Below are 16,803 nucleotides of genomic sequence, written 5' to 3'. Positions count from 1 at the left end.
GATGGATTCATCTCGAATTTCGGCGGGCAGCCGCACAGGGATTTCTGGGACCTTCTCCGCCGCACGGGCCTCGATCCGAACCTGAAATTGCGCGAACTGCTTGACCAGCCAGTGGGCGTCAGGACGGTTGATGGTGAGCGATGGTATATCTGGCCAGACCTTGCGGCGCGCGATGCGACTGACCTCATTCCGGAGAAGATGTCGTTCCAGGATCGCAAACGGCTCAAAGAACTGATCGGTGAAGACGGTATTGACCTGATACGGGCAGGGAAGGGATATCCCGGCATGCGCACGGCGATCGCCGAGGATGGGCGCTGGGTATATTTCGTGCTCGGGCTGGACGGAGAGGACTAGACTGATGGCAAGCAAGATCGGCGCAGACAACGCGCTTCAACAGGTCAAAGGCTGGACGGCCGGACCGGGAGAGCGCGACACGATCAAGAAGACGTTCAAGTTTTCCGATTTCAAGACCGCCTGGGGGTTCATGTCGGCTGTCGCCCTCAAGGCCGAGGCGATGGACCATCATCCTGAATGGTTCAATGTCTATAACAAGGTCGACGTGACGCTCACGACGCATGACGTTGACGGCGTGTCGGTCAAGGATGTGGAGCTTGCCCGCTTCATGGATGCGTTTGCAGCCAAGCTTGGATGATCCGTCAGGTATTGGACGCGACCAGGAAGAGTTTCTGCAGGTTCACGCCGACTGTCGCATCCTGAGCGATATCGCCAATTCCAGGCACACGCAGGTTCGATCGGGTGCGTAGCTTGCTCTGGATGCGCGACAGGACGTTGAGCAATTGGCGCTCGAGTATCGGCTTGGAGAGATAATCATCCATGCCCATCTTGAGATAGCGTTCTCGGTCGCCGGTCATGGCGTCGGCCGTGAGCGCTATCACGGGCACGATGGACCACGGTGCATGGCTCTGGCGAATTTGCTTGAGTGTCTCAGGTCCGTCCATGTCCGGCATATGAACGTCCAGGAGTACAAAATCGACTGTCTGGTTTGCGAGGATGTTCAGGGCTTCCTTGCCGCTGGATCCGTCGATGACTGTGAGGCCGCGCGGTTCCAGTGCGGCGCGTGCCACGCGCCGGTTTATTTCATTGTCATCGACAATGAGTGCCCGAAGTCCTCGCAGGCTGGGGACGATCCGGTCACGGGACGATTTTGGTGCCGGGGACGATTCCGGAGGTGCCTCGGCGAGGCGTGCTTCGAATGAGAAGGAGAAAACCGAGCCCTCGCCCGGCTTGCTGGTGCAGGTGATATCGCCGCCCATCAGCTTGGCTAGCCTGCGGGAAATGGCGAGCCCCAGGCCGGACCCGCCAAACGTGCCACTCGTCGTTCCGCTACCCTGCTCGAATTTCTGGAACAGTTTTGCACGTTGCTCTTCGGAGATGCCAATGCCTGTATCGCAAACATGCACGGTTACGCCAACACGGCCGTCACGTGACATTTCGCCCGCCATGACGGCGATAGTGACGCCACCCTTTGAAGTGAATTTGAGGGCGTTATATACGAGGTTGTCTATACATTGGCGTACGCGTTTCGTGTCCAACTCAAGGAATTTCGGCAGCTTCGGGTCAAACGCGACTTCAAGGGTCAGGTCTTTCTTGCGCGCGACGGGTGCATATGTGCGCTTGAGCCACGAGATGCGATCACGGACATTCTCGACAACGGGCGTGATGTCCAATCGGCCCGCTTCAATCCGTGACAAGTCGAGAATATCGTTGAGCAGGACCAAAAGCGAATGCGAACTTTCGACGATCGTATCGACCATTTCGCGTTCGGACCGGCCAAGATCCTTGTGCTGAAGTGCTTCCGACATGCCAATGATGCCATTCAGCGGGGTGCGGATCTCGTGGCTCATTGTGGCCAGGAATTCCGATTTTGCCTCGCTGGCCGTCAGCGCTGCCCGGCGCGCGTCCTTGAGTGAAACTTCGCGTTTCACGATATCTGTCACGTCATGCGCCACACCGATGACAAAGCCGTTGTCGAGGCGCGAATAGCTGGTCACGACGTGGCGGCCCGTGGCGGTAACCATGTCGAGGTCGCGGCATTTCTCGATGGCATCCATCACCAGAGACTGGCGCACCTGGAACGTCGCCTCGTTGAGGCGCGGGAACAGGTGACGGATTTGTTGACTGGCAGCGTCATGCAGGCTGGCGCCGTCATCCATGCTGGAATAGAGGATCGGCCAGTGCGCACGGGTCGTCTTGTTCGCGAAAAGCAAGCCGCCATCTGGCTTGAACAGAACGAATCCGGCCTGCAATTGGTCGAGTGCGCGCCAAGCTTCCGCTGGCGGAATCGATGTCGTGTCAGTCATATGTCCCGCCCAAAGGTCGTCCGGATACAGGACTAGCTCGAATGTATGTAGGGATCGTAAAATCGCGGGCGAGTCTTCGCTCGGTCAGCCCCCTTTTTTCCAGGCAACCTGGTAAAGATCGAAGCGCCGGTCCTTGAGATTCTGGACAGCGCCCGACTGGCGGGCGGTCAACAGGTCCGACAGGGACAGGTCTGCCAGTGCAACGGTTTCGGTGTTGGCCGGCGTATCCGCAGCCACGCCGTCGCGCGAGAAGGGGAAGTCCGACGGTGTCAGGATGCAGCTTTCGGCGTAGTGGATGTCCATGTTCTCGACATTGGGAAGATTGCCCACGACGCCCGACATGACGACATAGCACTGGTTCTCGACGGCACGCGCCTGACAGCAATAGCGTACGCGAAGGTAGCCGCGCCGCTCGTCAGTGCAGAACGGCACGAACAGGATCAGCGCGCCCTGGTCGACGAGGTGGCGTGCCTGTTCGGGGAATTCGCTGTCATAGCAGATCATTACGCCGATCGGCCCGCAATCGGTCTGGATGACCGTGTTGCCCGATCCGCCGCGAATGTTCCACCAGCGCCGCTCCGAAGGCGTCGGGTGGAGCTTCTGCTGCGTGTGGACCGAGCCGTCGCGCAGGAAGATGTAGGAGATGTTGAAGATGTCGCCATTGTCCATCCGGCTGGGGTGCGACCCGCCGATGATATTGATATTGTAGGAAACAGCGAGCTTTTCCATGAACGCGACATAGCGGGCCGTGTATTCTGAAATCTTCTCGATTGCCTCGATCGGTGCGAGTGGCTTGTGCTCGAGCGACAGGAGCTGCAGCGTGAACAGTTCCGGGAACACGACAAAGTCGGACCGGTAGTCGGATGCGATATCGACGAAATATTCGACCTGCGTCTCGAACTCGTCGATCGACTGGATCTTGCGCATCTGGAACTGCACGGTCGTGATGCGCACGCTTTCCGGCAGGTTCGTCCCGCCAAGGCTCGGCTTCGCCTTGATCTCTTCCTGTGCCAGCGGGTTCTTCCAGAACATGTGCGTGGCGTGGTTCATCGAGGGGGCGTCGCCCGGCAGGTAGTTCTTCAGCACACCGATGGGCTCGAATCCCTGGCGCAACTGGAATGAAATGACCTGGTCCTTCAGTTTCGAGCCCACGACGGCTTCGATATAGTCGGCCGGGTTCGGGTATTCCTTGGCCCGTCTTGCATATCCGGGCATGCGTCCGCCGAACACGATGCCCTTGAGCTCGAGATACTGGCAGAGTTCCTGGCGGACACGATAGAAGCGCTGCCCGATCCGGAGACGCCGGAAGTCCGGGTCGACGCCGACATCCATGCCATAGAGCACATCGCCGTCAGGATCGTGCCGCGCGGCAAACCCGCCGCCGGTGATTTCGTCCCATGTGTGCGGTGCGAAAGCGATGTCGGAACTGATCATGAAGGTTGCGCAATGGCCCACGGCCTTGCCTTCATACTCGGCGATGAACTGGCCTTCCGGAAACCGGTTGATATGGCCGAGCAGGTTGTCGCGTGTATAGCCCATGCCGGGGCCGTAGATCCGCTCTGACAGGTCTATTATGGCCCCGACATCGGCGGGGGTCGCGTTGCGGATGATCAGTTTGGCGGCAGAGTTCGTCATGGGGGCTCCGGACGGATCGAGTTCAGGCATTATGGGGCGCGGCTGGAGAAGGTCCAGTCAGTGGGGGAGGCGGAGACTGGCACGCAGGCCGCCCAGCGCACTGTCTGACAGTCGCAGATCGCCTCCATGCGCTCTTGCCGTGTCGCGCGCAAGTGTCAGTCCCAGTCCGGTGCCGGAGGCGTTTTGCGTCCGGGCTTCATCGAGCCGGGAAAATGGCCGAAACGCCTCTTCCCGGCGCGTTTGCGGGATGCCGGGACCATTGTCATCGACATGGACTTCGGCGGCATGCGGACCGTCGACCAGGGTCACGCGGACTTCGGTTGCATATTTCACGGCATTGGAAATGAGATTGTTGACGGCCCGCTTCAGGGCCAGAGGCCGCCCCGTTACGGCGATCGTGTCGGGGCCAATAACGACCACATGCTGGCCGAATCCGGCGGCGGCGTCGCGGACCAGGCGAGCAAGGTCCAGCGGCACCGGATCGTCGCCTTCCTCGCCGCGGGCGAATGTCAGGTACTCGTCCAGCATCATCGCCATGTCGTCGAGGTCTGACTGGGCTGCGCCGAGTTCCTCAGTCTGGTCCATCAAGGCGAGGGAGAGTTTCAGGCGGGTCAGGGGCGTGCGCAGGTCGTGGCTGACGCCCGCCAGCATGGCGGTACGCTGTTCAGCGAACGCGGTGAGGCGGCTTTTCATGTCCAGCAGCGCGCGGGCGGCGTCGCGCACTTCGGTCGCGCCCGAGGGCCGGAAGTTGGGAACCTCCCTGCCGCGTCCGAACGCGCGCGCGGCTTCCGACAGGCGCAGGATGGAGCGGACCTGCTGGTTGAGGAAGGCCACGGCGAGTCCCAGCATCAGGAGGGACGAGGCGATCACCCAGACGATGAAGAAGTGCGAGTTCACCGTCAGCGCCCGTTTCCGCTCGATCAGGATTTCGACCGTGTCACTGCCAGACGGGAACCGGAAATGCAGCATCGAGGACGGATCAACGCTGACGTCGACGGGGACGCCGAGCCGGGTCGCCAGTTCTTCCTTGAGTGTCTGGCCGTAAGCGAAACTGTGCGTGAGTTGCGGCGCGCCAGATTCCGGATCGACATGGTCGCACGTGAAGGCCATGTCGAGGTCGCCCTCGAGCCGTTCACGCGTGATCGGCGTATCGGGGCGGGCATCGCAATAGGACTGGATCAATGCGGCATCGCGCGCGATCGACTGGGCCAGCTTGCGGTTCACCTCGGCGAGGTGGCTGTCATAATAATACCAGGTCATCAGGGCGAGGATCAGCACGACCGGCGCCACCACCATGAGCAGGCTGCGGGCGTAAAGCCCGCGTGGCGTGATGTCTCTCAGGCGGGCCATGCGCGTCTCAGTCCGGCATCAGGCGGTAGCCGACGCCCCGCACGGTCTGGATGTGGATGGGCTCGCGCGGATTGGGTTCGATCTTGCGGCGCAGGCGCGTCACCTGGACATCGACCGACCGTTCCATGCCGGCGGATGTGAGTGCGGCGAGGTCTTCGCGGTCAACCGGTTCGCCGGCATTGGCGGCCAGGACGGTCAGTAGTTGCAGTTCGGCATCGGTCAGGCGGATGCGCTTGTCGCCTTCGCGCAATTCCCCACGTGCCGCATTGAAGACGAGGCCGGACATTTCGACCTCCTCGGGCGGTACGTCCTTGTGCGACCGGCGCAGGATGGCGGCGCAGCGCAGGGCCAGTTCTTCCGGTTCGAAGGGTTTGGGCAAATAGTCGTCGGCGCCGGTTTTCAGTCCCGCGATCCGGTCGCTGGCTTCGCCACGCGCCGTGAGCAGCATGACCGGCGTGTGTTTCTGGCGCCCCTCGCGGATGGCGGCGAGCAGTGACAGGCCATCCTCACCGGGCATCATGACGTCGAGAATGGCGAGATCGAATGTCATGGTTGCCAGCAGGCGGCGCGCGGCGGCGGCGTCACTGGCGGTTGTGACCCGGTGGCCCTCGCGCGTCAGGAAGCGTTTCAGCAGGTCGCGGATACGGTCGTCGTCATCGACGACAAGGATGTGGGCCGGGTCTGTCATTGCCGCCTCACTTGGCCAGTGCTTCGAGTGCGAGACGCATGCCTGCCACCGCATCTGGCCCGGCGGCCCGGAAGGCAAGGCGAAGGCGTTCGCGCAGCACGATGGCGATGGGCGTTGTCAGCGTCACGCCGGCGTCTGACAGGACGAGGGTGCGGCGCCGTCCGTCGCGCTCTTCGCGTTCGCGCGCGATCAGGCCGCGCGTGTCCAGTGCGCCAATCAGGCGGGCAAAGGTCGGCACGGTCATGCCGAGCGAATCGCGCATATCGCTGACCGTCCGGCCCGGTTCGTAACGGATCGATATGAGAATTTGCATCTCTGGCTTGCTCAGCCCCGCTTTCCTGCGGGCCGTTTCTGCTGCAGACATGAGTTCGCGCCCCCCCGCCATCAGGAGGCCGACACCTCGATCGAGCTCCTGATCCATCAGGAAAAGGCGCGGATCGAAGGGGCGGTTCAGGTTGACGTCAGGGGCCATAGTCTGAAATGAACGCGAATACATAAACAGTGCAAGCGAGGAGCGCTGAAATCCATGGCAAGTATCCCCTATGACGACCGTGATGGGTACATCTGGATGGATGGCGAGTTCGTCCCGTGGCGGGACACGAAGGTGCATCTCCTGACGCACGCGCTGCACTATGCATCGGCTGTGTTCGAGGGCGAGCGCGCCTATGGCGGCAGGATCTTCCGCTCACTTGACCATTCGAAGCGCCTGCACAATTCCGCGCGCATCATGGGATTCGAGATACCGTTCACGGTTGAGCAGCTGGAAGAGGCCAAGCGCGAAGCGCTGGCAAAGTCGGGCCTCGAGAGTGCCTATGTCCGGGCGATTGCCTGGCGCGGATCCGAAATGATGGGTGTTTCAGCCCAGAACAATACGATCCACCTCGCTGTGGCTGTCTGGTCCTGGGGCGATTATTTTGCCGACAAGATGAAGGGCATAAGGATGACGCATGCCGAATGGCGCCGTCCGGCCCCGGACACCGCGCCCTGCCATGCCAAGGCCGCCGGCCTCTACATGATCTGCACGCTGTCCAAGCATGCCGCCGAGAAGGCCGGCTATGCCGATGCGCTGATGCTCGACTATCGTGGCCAGGTCGCCGAGGCGACGGGCGCGAACATCTTCTTCGTGCGCGATAATGCGCTACACACGCCGACACCGGACTGTTTCCTCAACGGGCTGACCCGCCAGACTGCGATCAAGCTCGCCGAGGCCCGCCAGATCGAAGTCATCGAGCGCGCCATCATGCCGGACGAACTGGCGACCTTCTCCGAATGTTTCATCACGGGCAGTGCGGCGGAAATCACGCCCGTCGCCGAAATCGGCGCACACATCTACAAGCCAGCCGAGATCAGCCATTCGCTGGTCGATGATTATACAAAGCTCGTGAACGGCAAGATGGAACTCGCGCTCTAGCACGGAGGCCCGCCAACCGATGCCTGAACCGGTCCCAGCAAAAGACCTCAAGGCCATCGCGGCGCAGGCCGACCTGCATCACCAATACCTGCTCGGGCTCGAGCTGATGGTCGCCACCCGTGAGGGGCCGGCGATTGTCGGTGACTGGATGTTCCGCCTGTTCCGGCGCCAGCATGAAGAGAAATTCCTCTCCAGTTTTCGCAAACTCGGCCTGGACGACCTGCCGGACGCCGTCGCCTGTGCGCGTTATCACGTCCTGTCGAACAGTATGGGCGGGGTGACGGTCGAATATATGGAAGAGTCCGACGCGAAGGCGTGGGTGCGTTTTCGCTACCCCCGCTGGATGTATGACGGCCCGGCGATCTGCGGCGTACCCGTCGAGGCGAGCCGGGGCTTCCTCAGGGGCTGGTACGCCCAGAACGGTGTCTCGCTCGAGAATCCGCGCCTCGGCTTTGTCTGCGTCTCGGAAGACATGACCGGCCAGTTCGGACTGTGCGGCTATTTCCGCGAATACGATCACGATCTCAGCGAAGACGAGCGGTTGCAGTTTGCGCCCGGCGAAGCGCCGCCGTCCTATGATCCGGCGCAGCAGCCTGCGCCGCCGGCAGGGGAGTGGAATGCCGCCCGCCTCGCCAAGGCGAACCGGAATTATGCCGTGGAATATATCCGCAACGGTGTGCGGGAGCTGGTCAGCGTGCTGGGGCAGGAGCGGGCGCTTGAACTGGCGAAGCTCGCCGCCCGGCTGACCGGCCTGCAGCAATACCGGCACATGGCTGAAGCGGTGGGCGGCGTGGATGGCGGCCCCGTTGAGGCGGCACACTTCCTCGCGGCGATGTTTGGTGGCATGGGCGATGAAGTGGCTTTAGCGACAGGGTGCGGGGCAGGGCAGGCCGTGTTGCATCATCGCGGTCTCAGGATCGTGCGCGGCCTTGACGGCGACGCGCGCAGCCACCTGCTCGCCTGCTGGACCGAGCTATGGCGGGGCGCCGTGCATTCATGCCGGCAGTTCATGGATGTGGACGTGGCGGAGACGGCGGACGGGCTCGACTGGACGATCACGCCGCGCGAGGCCGGCTGACCTCAGGCTTCGTCGGCCTGGTCGTCCTTGATCCACACTTCGACCGGGCCCTTGAGCAGCATGGTGAGCGGATTGCCCTTGCGGTCGACGGCCTTGCCGGCGGAGACGCGGATCCAGCCTTCGGAGATGCAATACTCCTCGACATTGGTTTTCTCGGTGCCCTTGAAACGCACGCCGATGCCACGCAGCAGCAGGGCCTCGTCATAGAAAGGGCTTTTCGGATTGATGCTCAGGCGGTCGGGGAGTGTATCTGTCATGGGAATGCTCTTTGCCTCGTCCCTCGGCTGGACTCAAGAGGGTGTTTCACGGACGCGGGATGGCGCCGGCTTCAACCAGCTGTGCGAACATGTCGGTGATTGCCTGGCTGACGGGGTGGTAGACAAGGCCAAGATCCCGTTGCGACTTGGAATTGTCGGCCCGCCAAGGGAGTTTCGGTCCGGCTGACGGGGCTTCGACGACCGGAAATGGCCACGCGTCGCCGAATTTTTCCCGCAGCACGTCAGCGATATAAATGAAACCTTGGGCTTCTGCGAAGGTGATGTGGCGGCCCTCGGCCTCAGGCACGAAGCCTGCGCGCATATGCGCCTCGGCAACATCGCGCACGTCGACCATGCCGATCTCGCGCGGCGGCGCGCCATCCTTCAGGGCGCCGTTGCCAAAGGCTTTCATGTAATTGAAGGACTCGGAGGTCTGGTCCGGGCTGATCCCGGGGCCCAGCACGAGCGCGGGGTTGATGACGACGAGCTTCCAGCGGTCCTGCGTCTTGGCCATCTCCCAGGCGGCGCGCTCGGCCAGCGTCTTGGAATAATTGTACGGTGTGACCGTCAGGGACGAGGATGTGTTCCAGTCATTCTCCGTCAGGATACCGCCCGGCGCCTTGGCGACGTCTTCGATCACGCCATAGATCGCCGCACAGGAACTGGTGACCACGACACGCCGGACACTTTCGACTTCATTGGCTGATTCGAGGACGTTGCGCGTGCCGTTCAGCGCGGGATCGACGAGGTCGCGTTGGGCGTCCGCGACGGTGACGGTGAACGGGGAGGCGGTGTGGAAGACGACGGCGCAGCCCTGCATCGCTTCAGTGTAGCTGCCGGGATCAAGCAGGTCGGCCTTGAAGAATTTGATCGTGCCGGGCTTTGCGTCGGCCAGAGCCTGGAGCGGCCCGGTCTTTTTTGCATTCGACGGGTCGCGGACAGCAGCGTGTACCGTGAAGCCCTCGTCTAGCAGGCGGCTCACCAGCCAGCCGGCGACATAGCCGGTCGCACCTGTCACGAGGACCGGGGCGCTTGAATCATAGGTCGGAACGGGTGCGGGCATGGTGTGGGTCTTTCTTCAAAGCAGCTGGCAGCAGGCGCCCGCATGACTCTGCGCACATAGGCACGCAGGGCGCGTTTAGCCAGTCACGTGGTCATACTTTCCCCCAGACCCGCAGCAGGTTGCCTCCGAAGAACTGCGCCGTCTCCGGTTCTCCGAGACCGCGTTTCAGCAGCAGGCCGGCAAGGTCCGGCAAGCGGCGGTAATCGTCGAAGACGGGTTTGTAATTGCCGTCCATGTCGGTGCCCATGCAGACATGGTCGATGCCGACAGCGTCGATCAGCTGGAATATCCGGTCGGCATAACCGGCAAGGTCGCTGATCCCGATGCCGCTCGGCCAGGCGCCGATGAGGCCACCGGTTGCGGCGACGTCGCGGGCGAGGTCGGCTGAAATGAAGCGGGGATGCTGCGCCTCTGGACTGTTGATATGCGTGTGCGAGAACATGACCGGTTTGTCAGTGATCTCCAGCACGCGCCGGGCGGCGCTTTCCGGCATATGGGCGAGGTCAATCAGCATGCCGAGCCGGTTCATCTCTCGCGTGATCGCTTCGCCTGCGGCCGACAAGGCGCTGTCATGGCCTGCGGCGGTCATTGGTTCGCTGATCTCGTTGGCGCGATAATGAATCAGCGTGATTGATCGCACGCCGTCATCATAAGCTTCCTGCAAGCGTTCGCTGGATCCGCTGAGGAAATCGGCGCCTTCGACCGTCCAGATGGCGCCCGGCCTGCCGGAGGCCCGCACGGCGTCCATCTCGCCGGGGGACGACATGACCGTGACAAGGCCGTCGCTGGCCAGCTTTTTCAGATTGGCGATCTGGATCTTGTAACTCGCCCAAGCTTCGCCGTCCTCAAAGGGGCGACGTTCGACGAGGCCCTTTTCCTTCGACAGGTCGAGGACATTGAAATCGGCCACGGCAGCGAAGCTGGACGCGGCGAGTCCGCCTTCCACCATGTCGCTTACCGTGCGCCGCTCGAAGCTGCCCTTGGCGGAATAGACTTGCAGCAGGGGCGGCAGACCGCTGGCGCCGCGCACGAAAGTCTGGCCCGGATGGGCATGGGCATCGATGGCAGGATTGGCTTTCAGGAAGGCTACGCCGCGTGCGCGCTCTTCTGCCGTGAGCTCAAATCCAAGCGGAGCTGGCCCGGGCCGCTTGCGCAATGTGTGAACGCCGTAGGCGGCCCCGGCGAGGGCGGCCGCGCCAGCACCCAGCAGGACGCGCCGTGTTAGTTTGCCCATTTGATCCTCCCGAATTTTTGCCCACTAGCGGCGAGGGAGGCGGCGCCGTCAAGCCAGCGGCGGGGTCAGTTCATCTCGGCCATGGCCGCATCGTCCTTTGCGGAGGCACGCTTGAAAGCGTCTCGGGCATAGACGCGCTCGGAATAGGCGGTGAGTTCCGGGCTGGGCGGAATTGAGCCGAATTGCAGGCCCCAGCCGACCTGCGAGCCGATATAGACATCGGCCGCCGTGAACCGGTCGCCGCAGATATAGGGTCGGCCAGAAACCGCTGAAATCAGCGTGTTGCGCATCAGGTCGAAATCGCCGTAGCCGACCATGCGTTTCTTGTCCTCCGGAATGTCGATTCCCAGCGACCTGTTGGCGACAGCCGCCTCGACCGGGCCAGCGGCGAAGAACAGCCAGCGGTAATAGTCCGCGCGCTCGTCCGGCTTCGGGGAGAGTCCGGCCTCAGGGAAGGTATCGGCAAGATAGGCGCAGATGGCGGCGCATTCGGTGACGATCTTGTCGCCATGCACGATCGCCGGAACCTTACCCATTGGGTTGATCGCGAGGTATTCGGGTGAGTGCATATCCCCATCATACTTGACGAGGCGCGTCTCATAGTCTGCGCCGGTCTCTTCCAGTATCCAGCGCGCGATGCGTCCGCGCGACATCGGGTTCGTATACAGCGTGAGAGAGTCGGACACCGGTAGCCTCCTTCGTGAACCTGCCGAAAGTGTACGCTCGACGCGAATTGCGCACGTCACCGACTCGATGAAACACTGGTTGTTCAAGTCCGAGCCCGACGCCTTCTCGATCGACGATCTGGCCGACCGTCCGGGCGCGACCGAACCCTGGGACGGTATTCGCAACTACCAGGCGCGCAACCTGATGCGCGACGACATGCGACTGGGCGACAGCGCGTTCTTCTACCACTCCAGCTGCGCTGTGCCGGGAATCGTGGGCATCGTCAGCGTGACGCGCGAGGCGTATCCGGATCACACCGCACGCGACCCCGACTCGCGATATCACGATCCGAAAGCGACCGAGGAGGAGCCGCGCTGGATGATGGTCGACGTCACGCTTGTGCGGCGCTTTGCCGGCGTCATCCCGCTCACGGTGTTGAAGGCGACGTCCGCTCTGGAGGGCATGCCCCTGCTCAAGCGAGGCAATCGCCTGTCGATCCAGCCGGTCAGCGCGGTGCACTGGCGGGCCGTGCTGAGACTTGCCGACGCGCTCAAAGGCGACGCCAGCGTCTGAGCACCACATCGATCGTCATGCTAGCAAGGGCTGCGCTCTTGATCCGCTCGAGGGCCGCGGCATCGGCGCGCCGACCGTGCGGGGTCATCTCCAGCAGATCGGCTGCACCGGACACGGTGCCGACAGCCGTCACGCCGCTCGTGCCCACCAGTTCATAGCCGGCCGTGAGTGCCGCCTGGCCATCGGGCGGCGGATGACGCCGGACACTGGGATAAAGCTGCTCACGAAGCTCGATCAGATGCTCCGGTCCCGGATCGATCGTCAGCACGGTCTGTCCGCGCTGCTGGCAGAGCGCCCAGTGTGCCCAGGCTGGAAAGCCGAACAGGCACGCGATCAGAGCGGACCTGCCGGGCTGGATGGGTAGCCGGACATTGGTCGCAACGATCCAGGCGAGCGTTCGATATCGCCTGGCGGCACTCAGGATGGCAGGCTTGGACACATCCACACCGACCACCACTCGATCAGGAAGCGCTGCGGCCAGCGCCTGGGTGTAGTGGCCTTCGCCGCAGCCGGCATCGAGCAGCAGCCTGTCTGCCGGTGCATCGTTTAGCACATCTCGCACGCATTTGATCAACGCATCGCTGACCGGTGCGAATAGTCCGGTGTCCAGCACGCGCCGGCGGGCCGCGACCATCGACACATCATCGCCCGGTGCCTTCGTCGCTTTCAGGGCAACCGGCAGCAGGTGGACGTAACCCTGACGCGCAATATCGAAGGCATGTCCCTGTGCGCAATGCAGCGTGCCTTCGGTGCGTGTCAAGGGTGTGCCGTCGTGCGGACAGGCGAGCGGCACACGATCCAGTGGGCTATTTGTCATGCCACCATTGTCTCGCGTTGCCCGGTCGCCGGGCGCCGCATCCCGGAGTCCTGATGCGTTTCACACAGCCCCTGCCCGCTCTGCTGCTGTCGGTCACCTTGCTATCCGGCGGGTGTGCCGGCCTGACCGGTCAGGACAAGGCGGTGGAACCGGACGGCACGCCGCCGGACTCGCCGTACGTGACGGCCTTCGGCTCGCGGCTGTATCGCGACGGCGAGGTGGTGCAGTTGCGTGCCATCAATTTCGGCAACGGGTATCTCGAAGCGTCACAGGAAATCGTGCGAGGGACCCACCACTCGGCTGCCGATCTAGCACGCGTGACGGAACTCGGGTTCGACACGATCCGCTTTGCGATGAACGGTAACTGGTACGAGCGTGACCGGGCAGGATTCCTGACCTGGCTCGACGGCAACATCGCGTTGGCGCGCCATGCCGGGCTCGGGGTGATTCTCGACCTGCATGTACCGATCGGCGGCTTCTGGCTGGACTCCGGCTCCGACGAGGCGGATTTTTCGCTGTGGAGCGATGCGTCGCTGCGCGAGCGCAATATCACCTTATGGCAAGACGTGGCCGCACGGTATGCGGATGAACCCGCGATCACCGGCTACGACCTGTTGAACGAGCCGGTAACGCTTGACGAGGACGGGAAGCAATGGCGCACCTTCGCAGCCGAGCTCGCGCGCGCCATACGCGCAGTCGACGAGCATCATCTGATCGTGCTGGAACACGTGTACGGCACCGATGGCAGGTACGGCTCACCCGGTGAGGATGCGCAATTCCTGCTGGACGATACCAACGTGCTGTACGACACCCACTTCCGCTCACCGGTCGAGTTCACTCAGCAGGGCACGCGCTGGCGAGGCACTGCACTGGGTGATGGCGGACGCTACCCGGACCCGGACGTGTTGAGGCCCACCGGACAACATCGGCTCGACGTGCCCTCGCGAGTCGCATCGGCGAACCTGCCGGACGGCACCACCGACTGGGCAATCTATGCCAGCCGATGGCAGACACCCGCCGGGCGCAAGCTCGTTGCGGCAGTGCCGAGGATGACGGTGCGCGGTCCGCTCGGGGGGCGCATCCACTTCGATGATCTCGTGGTACGCGAGAGACTGCCCGATGGCTCCGAGCGTGTACTCGTCGACGATGGTCTGGATGGCCCGACCAGTACCGGCTGGTTCGACTGGTCGAGTCAGACCGCTGGCAATACCGTCATCGCCCGACGCGTGGTCGAGGACGAGAACACCGATCTGATGCTCGAGTTGCGAGGCACCGGCATCAATACGGTCGCAGGCTGGAGTAATGCACAGCACTGGTTCCGTGTAACGCCGGGCGCAAGCTACCGGATAGAGGGACGAATGCGTGGCGAGAACGTGCGCTATATCGCCGGGGAACGCGGCTCGGCGATCGGATTCGAAATCGAATTCTTTGCTCGCAAGAACAAGCGTACGCCGGTGGTGCGCCCGCGTGACCGTGATCTGCTGGCCGCGGAACTGGAACGCTGGACCGCGTTCGGACGGCGTCATGCAGTGCCGGTGTCCGTACTGGAGATCGGACTGGTCACTAGCACCTTCGAGCCCGCAGGCAAAGGCGGCGCGACGTGGTTGACCGATGTGCTTTCGCTGATGAACGAGCAGGATCGAAGCTACGGCGTGTGGGCCTGGCACGATCGGGTGACGGGGCTGTATCGAACACCGTTGAGCCAGCCTGTTGGCGAACCGAACCGGGAGATGCTGCGGGTGATCGAGGAGGCGCACGCCGGTGCCAGCAACTGACCCTTGCTACCCGTGCAGGACGTCGGATCCGCGATCGATTCGTCGATCGCATCACAAAACGCGCGCTACTCCCGGTCAGAAGGCCAATCACAAGCCGACAACATATCAGTGAATCGTAGGCGAGAGGCGACGTCGCCGTTCGTCCCCAATCGAGACCTCATGAGCACGATGGATCCTGTCGGCCGCACGAGATTCGGCGTCCTGGCGCTCGGCGTGATCGCCGCAGCACTGATCCTGTGGCTCTCTACAAGCTTCTGGCTCGACGCCTGGCGGCAGCACGAGGATGCTCGGCGGGTGCGCGACGTCGCAGCGATCGAGAACGGGATCGCGCAGGTCACCCGGGACGTGGCCCTGGAGCGAACACGCACCCTTGCAATGCTTCAACGTACGGCGTCGCGAGATCAACCTCGCGCGGCTTCCGCAGCATCTCTGGACGCCCGCCTGGAGGCGGCGCTCGCGCCGGTGCGTGCGATGCACGAGCAGGTAGAGCTGACCGCAGGCCTGCCGCACTCGTCCGTCGCACTTCGGGTCCGCACCGACGCCGTGGATCGCGCCCGCAGCGCATTGCGGATGCGAAGCGCGCACGACCCGGAGTCATCAGTAGTCACCGCGTCCAGCCTGTCACGCTACGAAGACATCGTTGCGCGACTGACTCTATTGGCCGGACTCGACGATGCGCTGCATGGCTTGCAGGACGAGCTCCGATTCGAGCCAGGCACTGCCATGCCCGACATGCGCGCCTTGCGCCGGCTGCGCAAGGACACACGCGACTACACCGATATGCTGCTGGGTGAGTTCACTGCCACCGCGATTCTTCAAGCGAACGCCGCCTCCTCCGGATCAGAAAAGGCGATGGCCGGACCTGCTGCCACGGCGCGCTCGCTGACGGCCGACTCCCCGCTTCTTGCCGACGCGCTGGAACTGGACATCGAAAGCGGCCATATGTCTCGGGCGCTGGCCAGTAGCATCACGGCGCTGCTCGCCACCGCTCGCCCGATCGCGCCGGACCGGATCGTGAGCGTGCTCGACGCGGCAAGTTCGCTGGATGCGGATCTGTATGCACTCATCGACGGCACGGCGCAAGCCAGCGAGTCCCATGCGCAACGGCGACTGGTCATCGACTCGCTGCTGATCGCGCTCTGCTTCTGGATCGTCATTACCACGCTACGGCTGTTGCGCAATGTCCAGCATCAGGCCTGGCATGACCGGGTGACAGGCTTGCCTAACAGATTCCGCTTCGAGCAGCTACTGGATCGCGCACTGCGCAGCGCTCGAGCCGATGATGCGACGCTTGCCGTGCTGGTGCTCGACGTCGATCGTTTCAAGGCCGTGAACGAGACCATAGGTCACGCAGCAGGCGACGCGTTGCTACGCAGCCTCGCCGATCGCCTGTCGGCGCGCCTCGATCGGTCGCAATTGCTTGCAGTGCTCGGTGCCAACGAGTTTTCGGTGATGTTGCAACGGGGCACCACGATCGAGAGCGCCATTCGCATTGGCGAGCACCTGCGATCGGTCGGTACGCAACCGTTCGAGGTCGACGGCACGATCGTGTCGGTGACCCTCAGCGCAGGCGTAGCCCTGTCCGATCCGATCGGTGAGGACGGTCAGAGTATGTACCGCGACAGCGTTTGCAGCGGCGTCGATGACCACGCGCGAATCGGCACGTCAGCCGCGCTGCTCGGTCGAGCCGGCGTCGCTTTGCGCCAGGCGAAGGAAGACGGTCGCAACTGTACGCTCGCCTTCGACCGCGCCCTGGCCGAGCGTACTCGCGAGCGCGTAACGTTGGAACACGAGCTGCGAAGCGCCGTAGGAAACGGTGAGCTGGAGCTGCACTATCAGCCGAAGGTCGTCACTGCCTCGGGGCTTGTTGACGGACTCGAGGCGCTTGTTCGATGGCGCCATCCGGATCGCGGGCTGGTCTCGCCCGGTCTGTTC

Annotated in this window: 17 protein-coding genes; 7 read left to right on the top strand and 10 right to left on the bottom strand. The window is 63.1% G+C overall.

The window, feature by feature from the left end; genetic code table 11:
• The coding region (locus AADA04_RS12230; RefSeq protein ID WP_340693554.1) for a hypothetical protein at positions 1–354 on the top strand (354 nt) is incomplete at its 5' end.
• 4 nt (positions 355–358) lie between these two features.
• Positions 359–652 (top strand): 4a-hydroxytetrahydrobiopterin dehydratase, encoded by a 294-nt coding sequence (locus AADA04_RS12225; RefSeq protein WP_340693553.1) that lies wholly within the window; start codon positions 359–361, stop codon positions 650–652.
• 4 nt (positions 653–656) lie between these two features.
• Here AADA04_RS12225 and AADA04_RS12220 read toward each other — a convergent pair whose 3' ends face one another.
• From AADA04_RS12220 to AADA04_RS12200, 5 genes are all read right to left on the bottom strand, one after another.
• A complete protein-coding gene (locus tag AADA04_RS12220) occupies positions 657–2,321 on the bottom strand; it encodes a response regulator (RefSeq protein ID WP_340693552.1) in 1,665 nt (554 codons plus the stop codon).
• Between the two features lie 84 nt (positions 2,322–2,405).
• The gene (locus tag AADA04_RS12215; RefSeq protein WP_340693551.1) at positions 2,406–3,956 is read right to left on the bottom strand and encodes a nitrilase-related carbon-nitrogen hydrolase; all 1,551 of its coding nucleotides are present in this window, start codon (positions 3,954–3,956) and stop codon (positions 2,406–2,408) included.
• Between the two features lie 57 nt (positions 3,957–4,013).
• Complete coding sequence (locus AADA04_RS12210; protein WP_340693550.1) at positions 4,014–5,306, bottom strand: ATP-binding protein; 1,293 nt, start codon at positions 5,304–5,306, stop codon at positions 4,014–4,016.
• Between the two features lie 7 nt (positions 5,307–5,313).
• Positions 5,314–5,994 (bottom strand): response regulator transcription factor, encoded by a 681-nt coding sequence (locus AADA04_RS12205; RefSeq protein ID WP_340693549.1) that lies wholly within the window; start codon positions 5,992–5,994, stop codon positions 5,314–5,316.
• Positions 5,995–6,001: 7 nt separating this feature from the next.
• Positions 6,002–6,466, bottom strand: coding sequence for a MarR family winged helix-turn-helix transcriptional regulator (locus AADA04_RS12200; protein WP_340693548.1), 465 nt, complete (start codon positions 6,464–6,466; stop codon positions 6,002–6,004).
• 54 nt (positions 6,467–6,520) lie between these two features.
• Here AADA04_RS12200 and AADA04_RS12195 point away from each other — a divergent pair, with 54 nt between their 5' ends.
• Positions 6,521–7,405, top strand: coding sequence for a branched-chain amino acid aminotransferase (locus AADA04_RS12195; RefSeq protein WP_340693547.1), 885 nt, complete (start codon positions 6,521–6,523; stop codon positions 7,403–7,405).
• Positions 7,406–7,424: 19 nt separating this feature from the next.
• Positions 7,425–8,483 (top strand): hypothetical protein, encoded by a 1,059-nt coding sequence (locus tag AADA04_RS12190; protein WP_340693546.1) that lies wholly within the window; start codon positions 7,425–7,427, stop codon positions 8,481–8,483.
• 2 nt (positions 8,484–8,485) lie between these two features.
• Here the strand turns inward: AADA04_RS12190 and AADA04_RS12185 are convergent, their stop codons facing one another.
• The 4 genes from AADA04_RS12185 to AADA04_RS12170 all read right to left on the bottom strand — a co-directional run bounded on the left by AADA04_RS12185 (position 8,486) and on the right by AADA04_RS12170 (position 11,723).
• Positions 8,486–8,740, bottom strand: coding sequence for a DUF3297 family protein (locus tag AADA04_RS12185; RefSeq protein WP_340693545.1), 255 nt, complete (start codon positions 8,738–8,740; stop codon positions 8,486–8,488).
• Between the two features lie 46 nt (positions 8,741–8,786).
• A complete protein-coding gene (locus tag AADA04_RS12180) occupies positions 8,787–9,803 on the bottom strand; it encodes an NAD-dependent epimerase/dehydratase family protein (protein WP_340693544.1) in 1,017 nt (338 codons plus the stop codon).
• Between the two features lie 91 nt (positions 9,804–9,894).
• Positions 9,895–11,037: a membrane dipeptidase gene (locus AADA04_RS12175; RefSeq protein WP_340693543.1), complete on the bottom strand. Its 1,143-nt coding sequence runs from the start codon at positions 11,035–11,037 to the stop codon at positions 9,895–9,897.
• A 65-nt stretch (positions 11,038–11,102) separates the two neighbouring features.
• Positions 11,103–11,723, bottom strand: coding sequence for a glutathione S-transferase family protein (locus AADA04_RS12170; protein ID WP_340693542.1), 621 nt, complete (start codon positions 11,721–11,723; stop codon positions 11,103–11,105).
• Between the two features lie 67 nt (positions 11,724–11,790).
• Here AADA04_RS12170 and AADA04_RS12165 point away from each other — a divergent pair, with 67 nt between their 5' ends.
• Complete coding sequence (locus AADA04_RS12165) at positions 11,791–12,276, top strand: EVE domain-containing protein (protein WP_340693541.1); 486 nt, start codon at positions 11,791–11,793, stop codon at positions 12,274–12,276.
• Here AADA04_RS12165 and AADA04_RS12160 read toward each other — a convergent pair.
• Positions 12,254–13,093 (bottom strand): putative RNA methyltransferase, encoded by an 840-nt coding sequence (locus AADA04_RS12160; protein ID WP_340693540.1) that lies wholly within the window; start codon positions 13,091–13,093, stop codon positions 12,254–12,256. The two genes, AADA04_RS12165 and AADA04_RS12160, sit on opposite strands and share 23 nt — an antisense overlap.
• Before the next feature lie 53 nt (positions 13,094–13,146).
• Here AADA04_RS12160 and AADA04_RS12155 point away from each other — a divergent pair, with 53 nt between their 5' ends.
• On the top strand, positions 13,147–14,868 hold the full coding sequence (locus AADA04_RS12155) for a cellulase family glycosylhydrolase (protein ID WP_340693539.1): 1,722 nt from the start codon (positions 13,147–13,149) through the stop codon (positions 14,866–14,868).
• Between the two features lie 159 nt (positions 14,869–15,027).
• Positions 15,028–16,803: diguanylate cyclase (locus AADA04_RS12150; protein WP_340693538.1), on the top strand; the 1,776-nt coding region annotated here is incomplete at its 3' end.

This window comes from Hyphomonas sp., from assembly GCF_037969335.1.
Taxonomy (GTDB): Bacteria; Pseudomonadota; Alphaproteobacteria; order Caulobacterales; family Hyphomonadaceae; genus Hyphomonas.
This window is presented reverse-complemented; position numbering and strand designations above follow the sequence as displayed.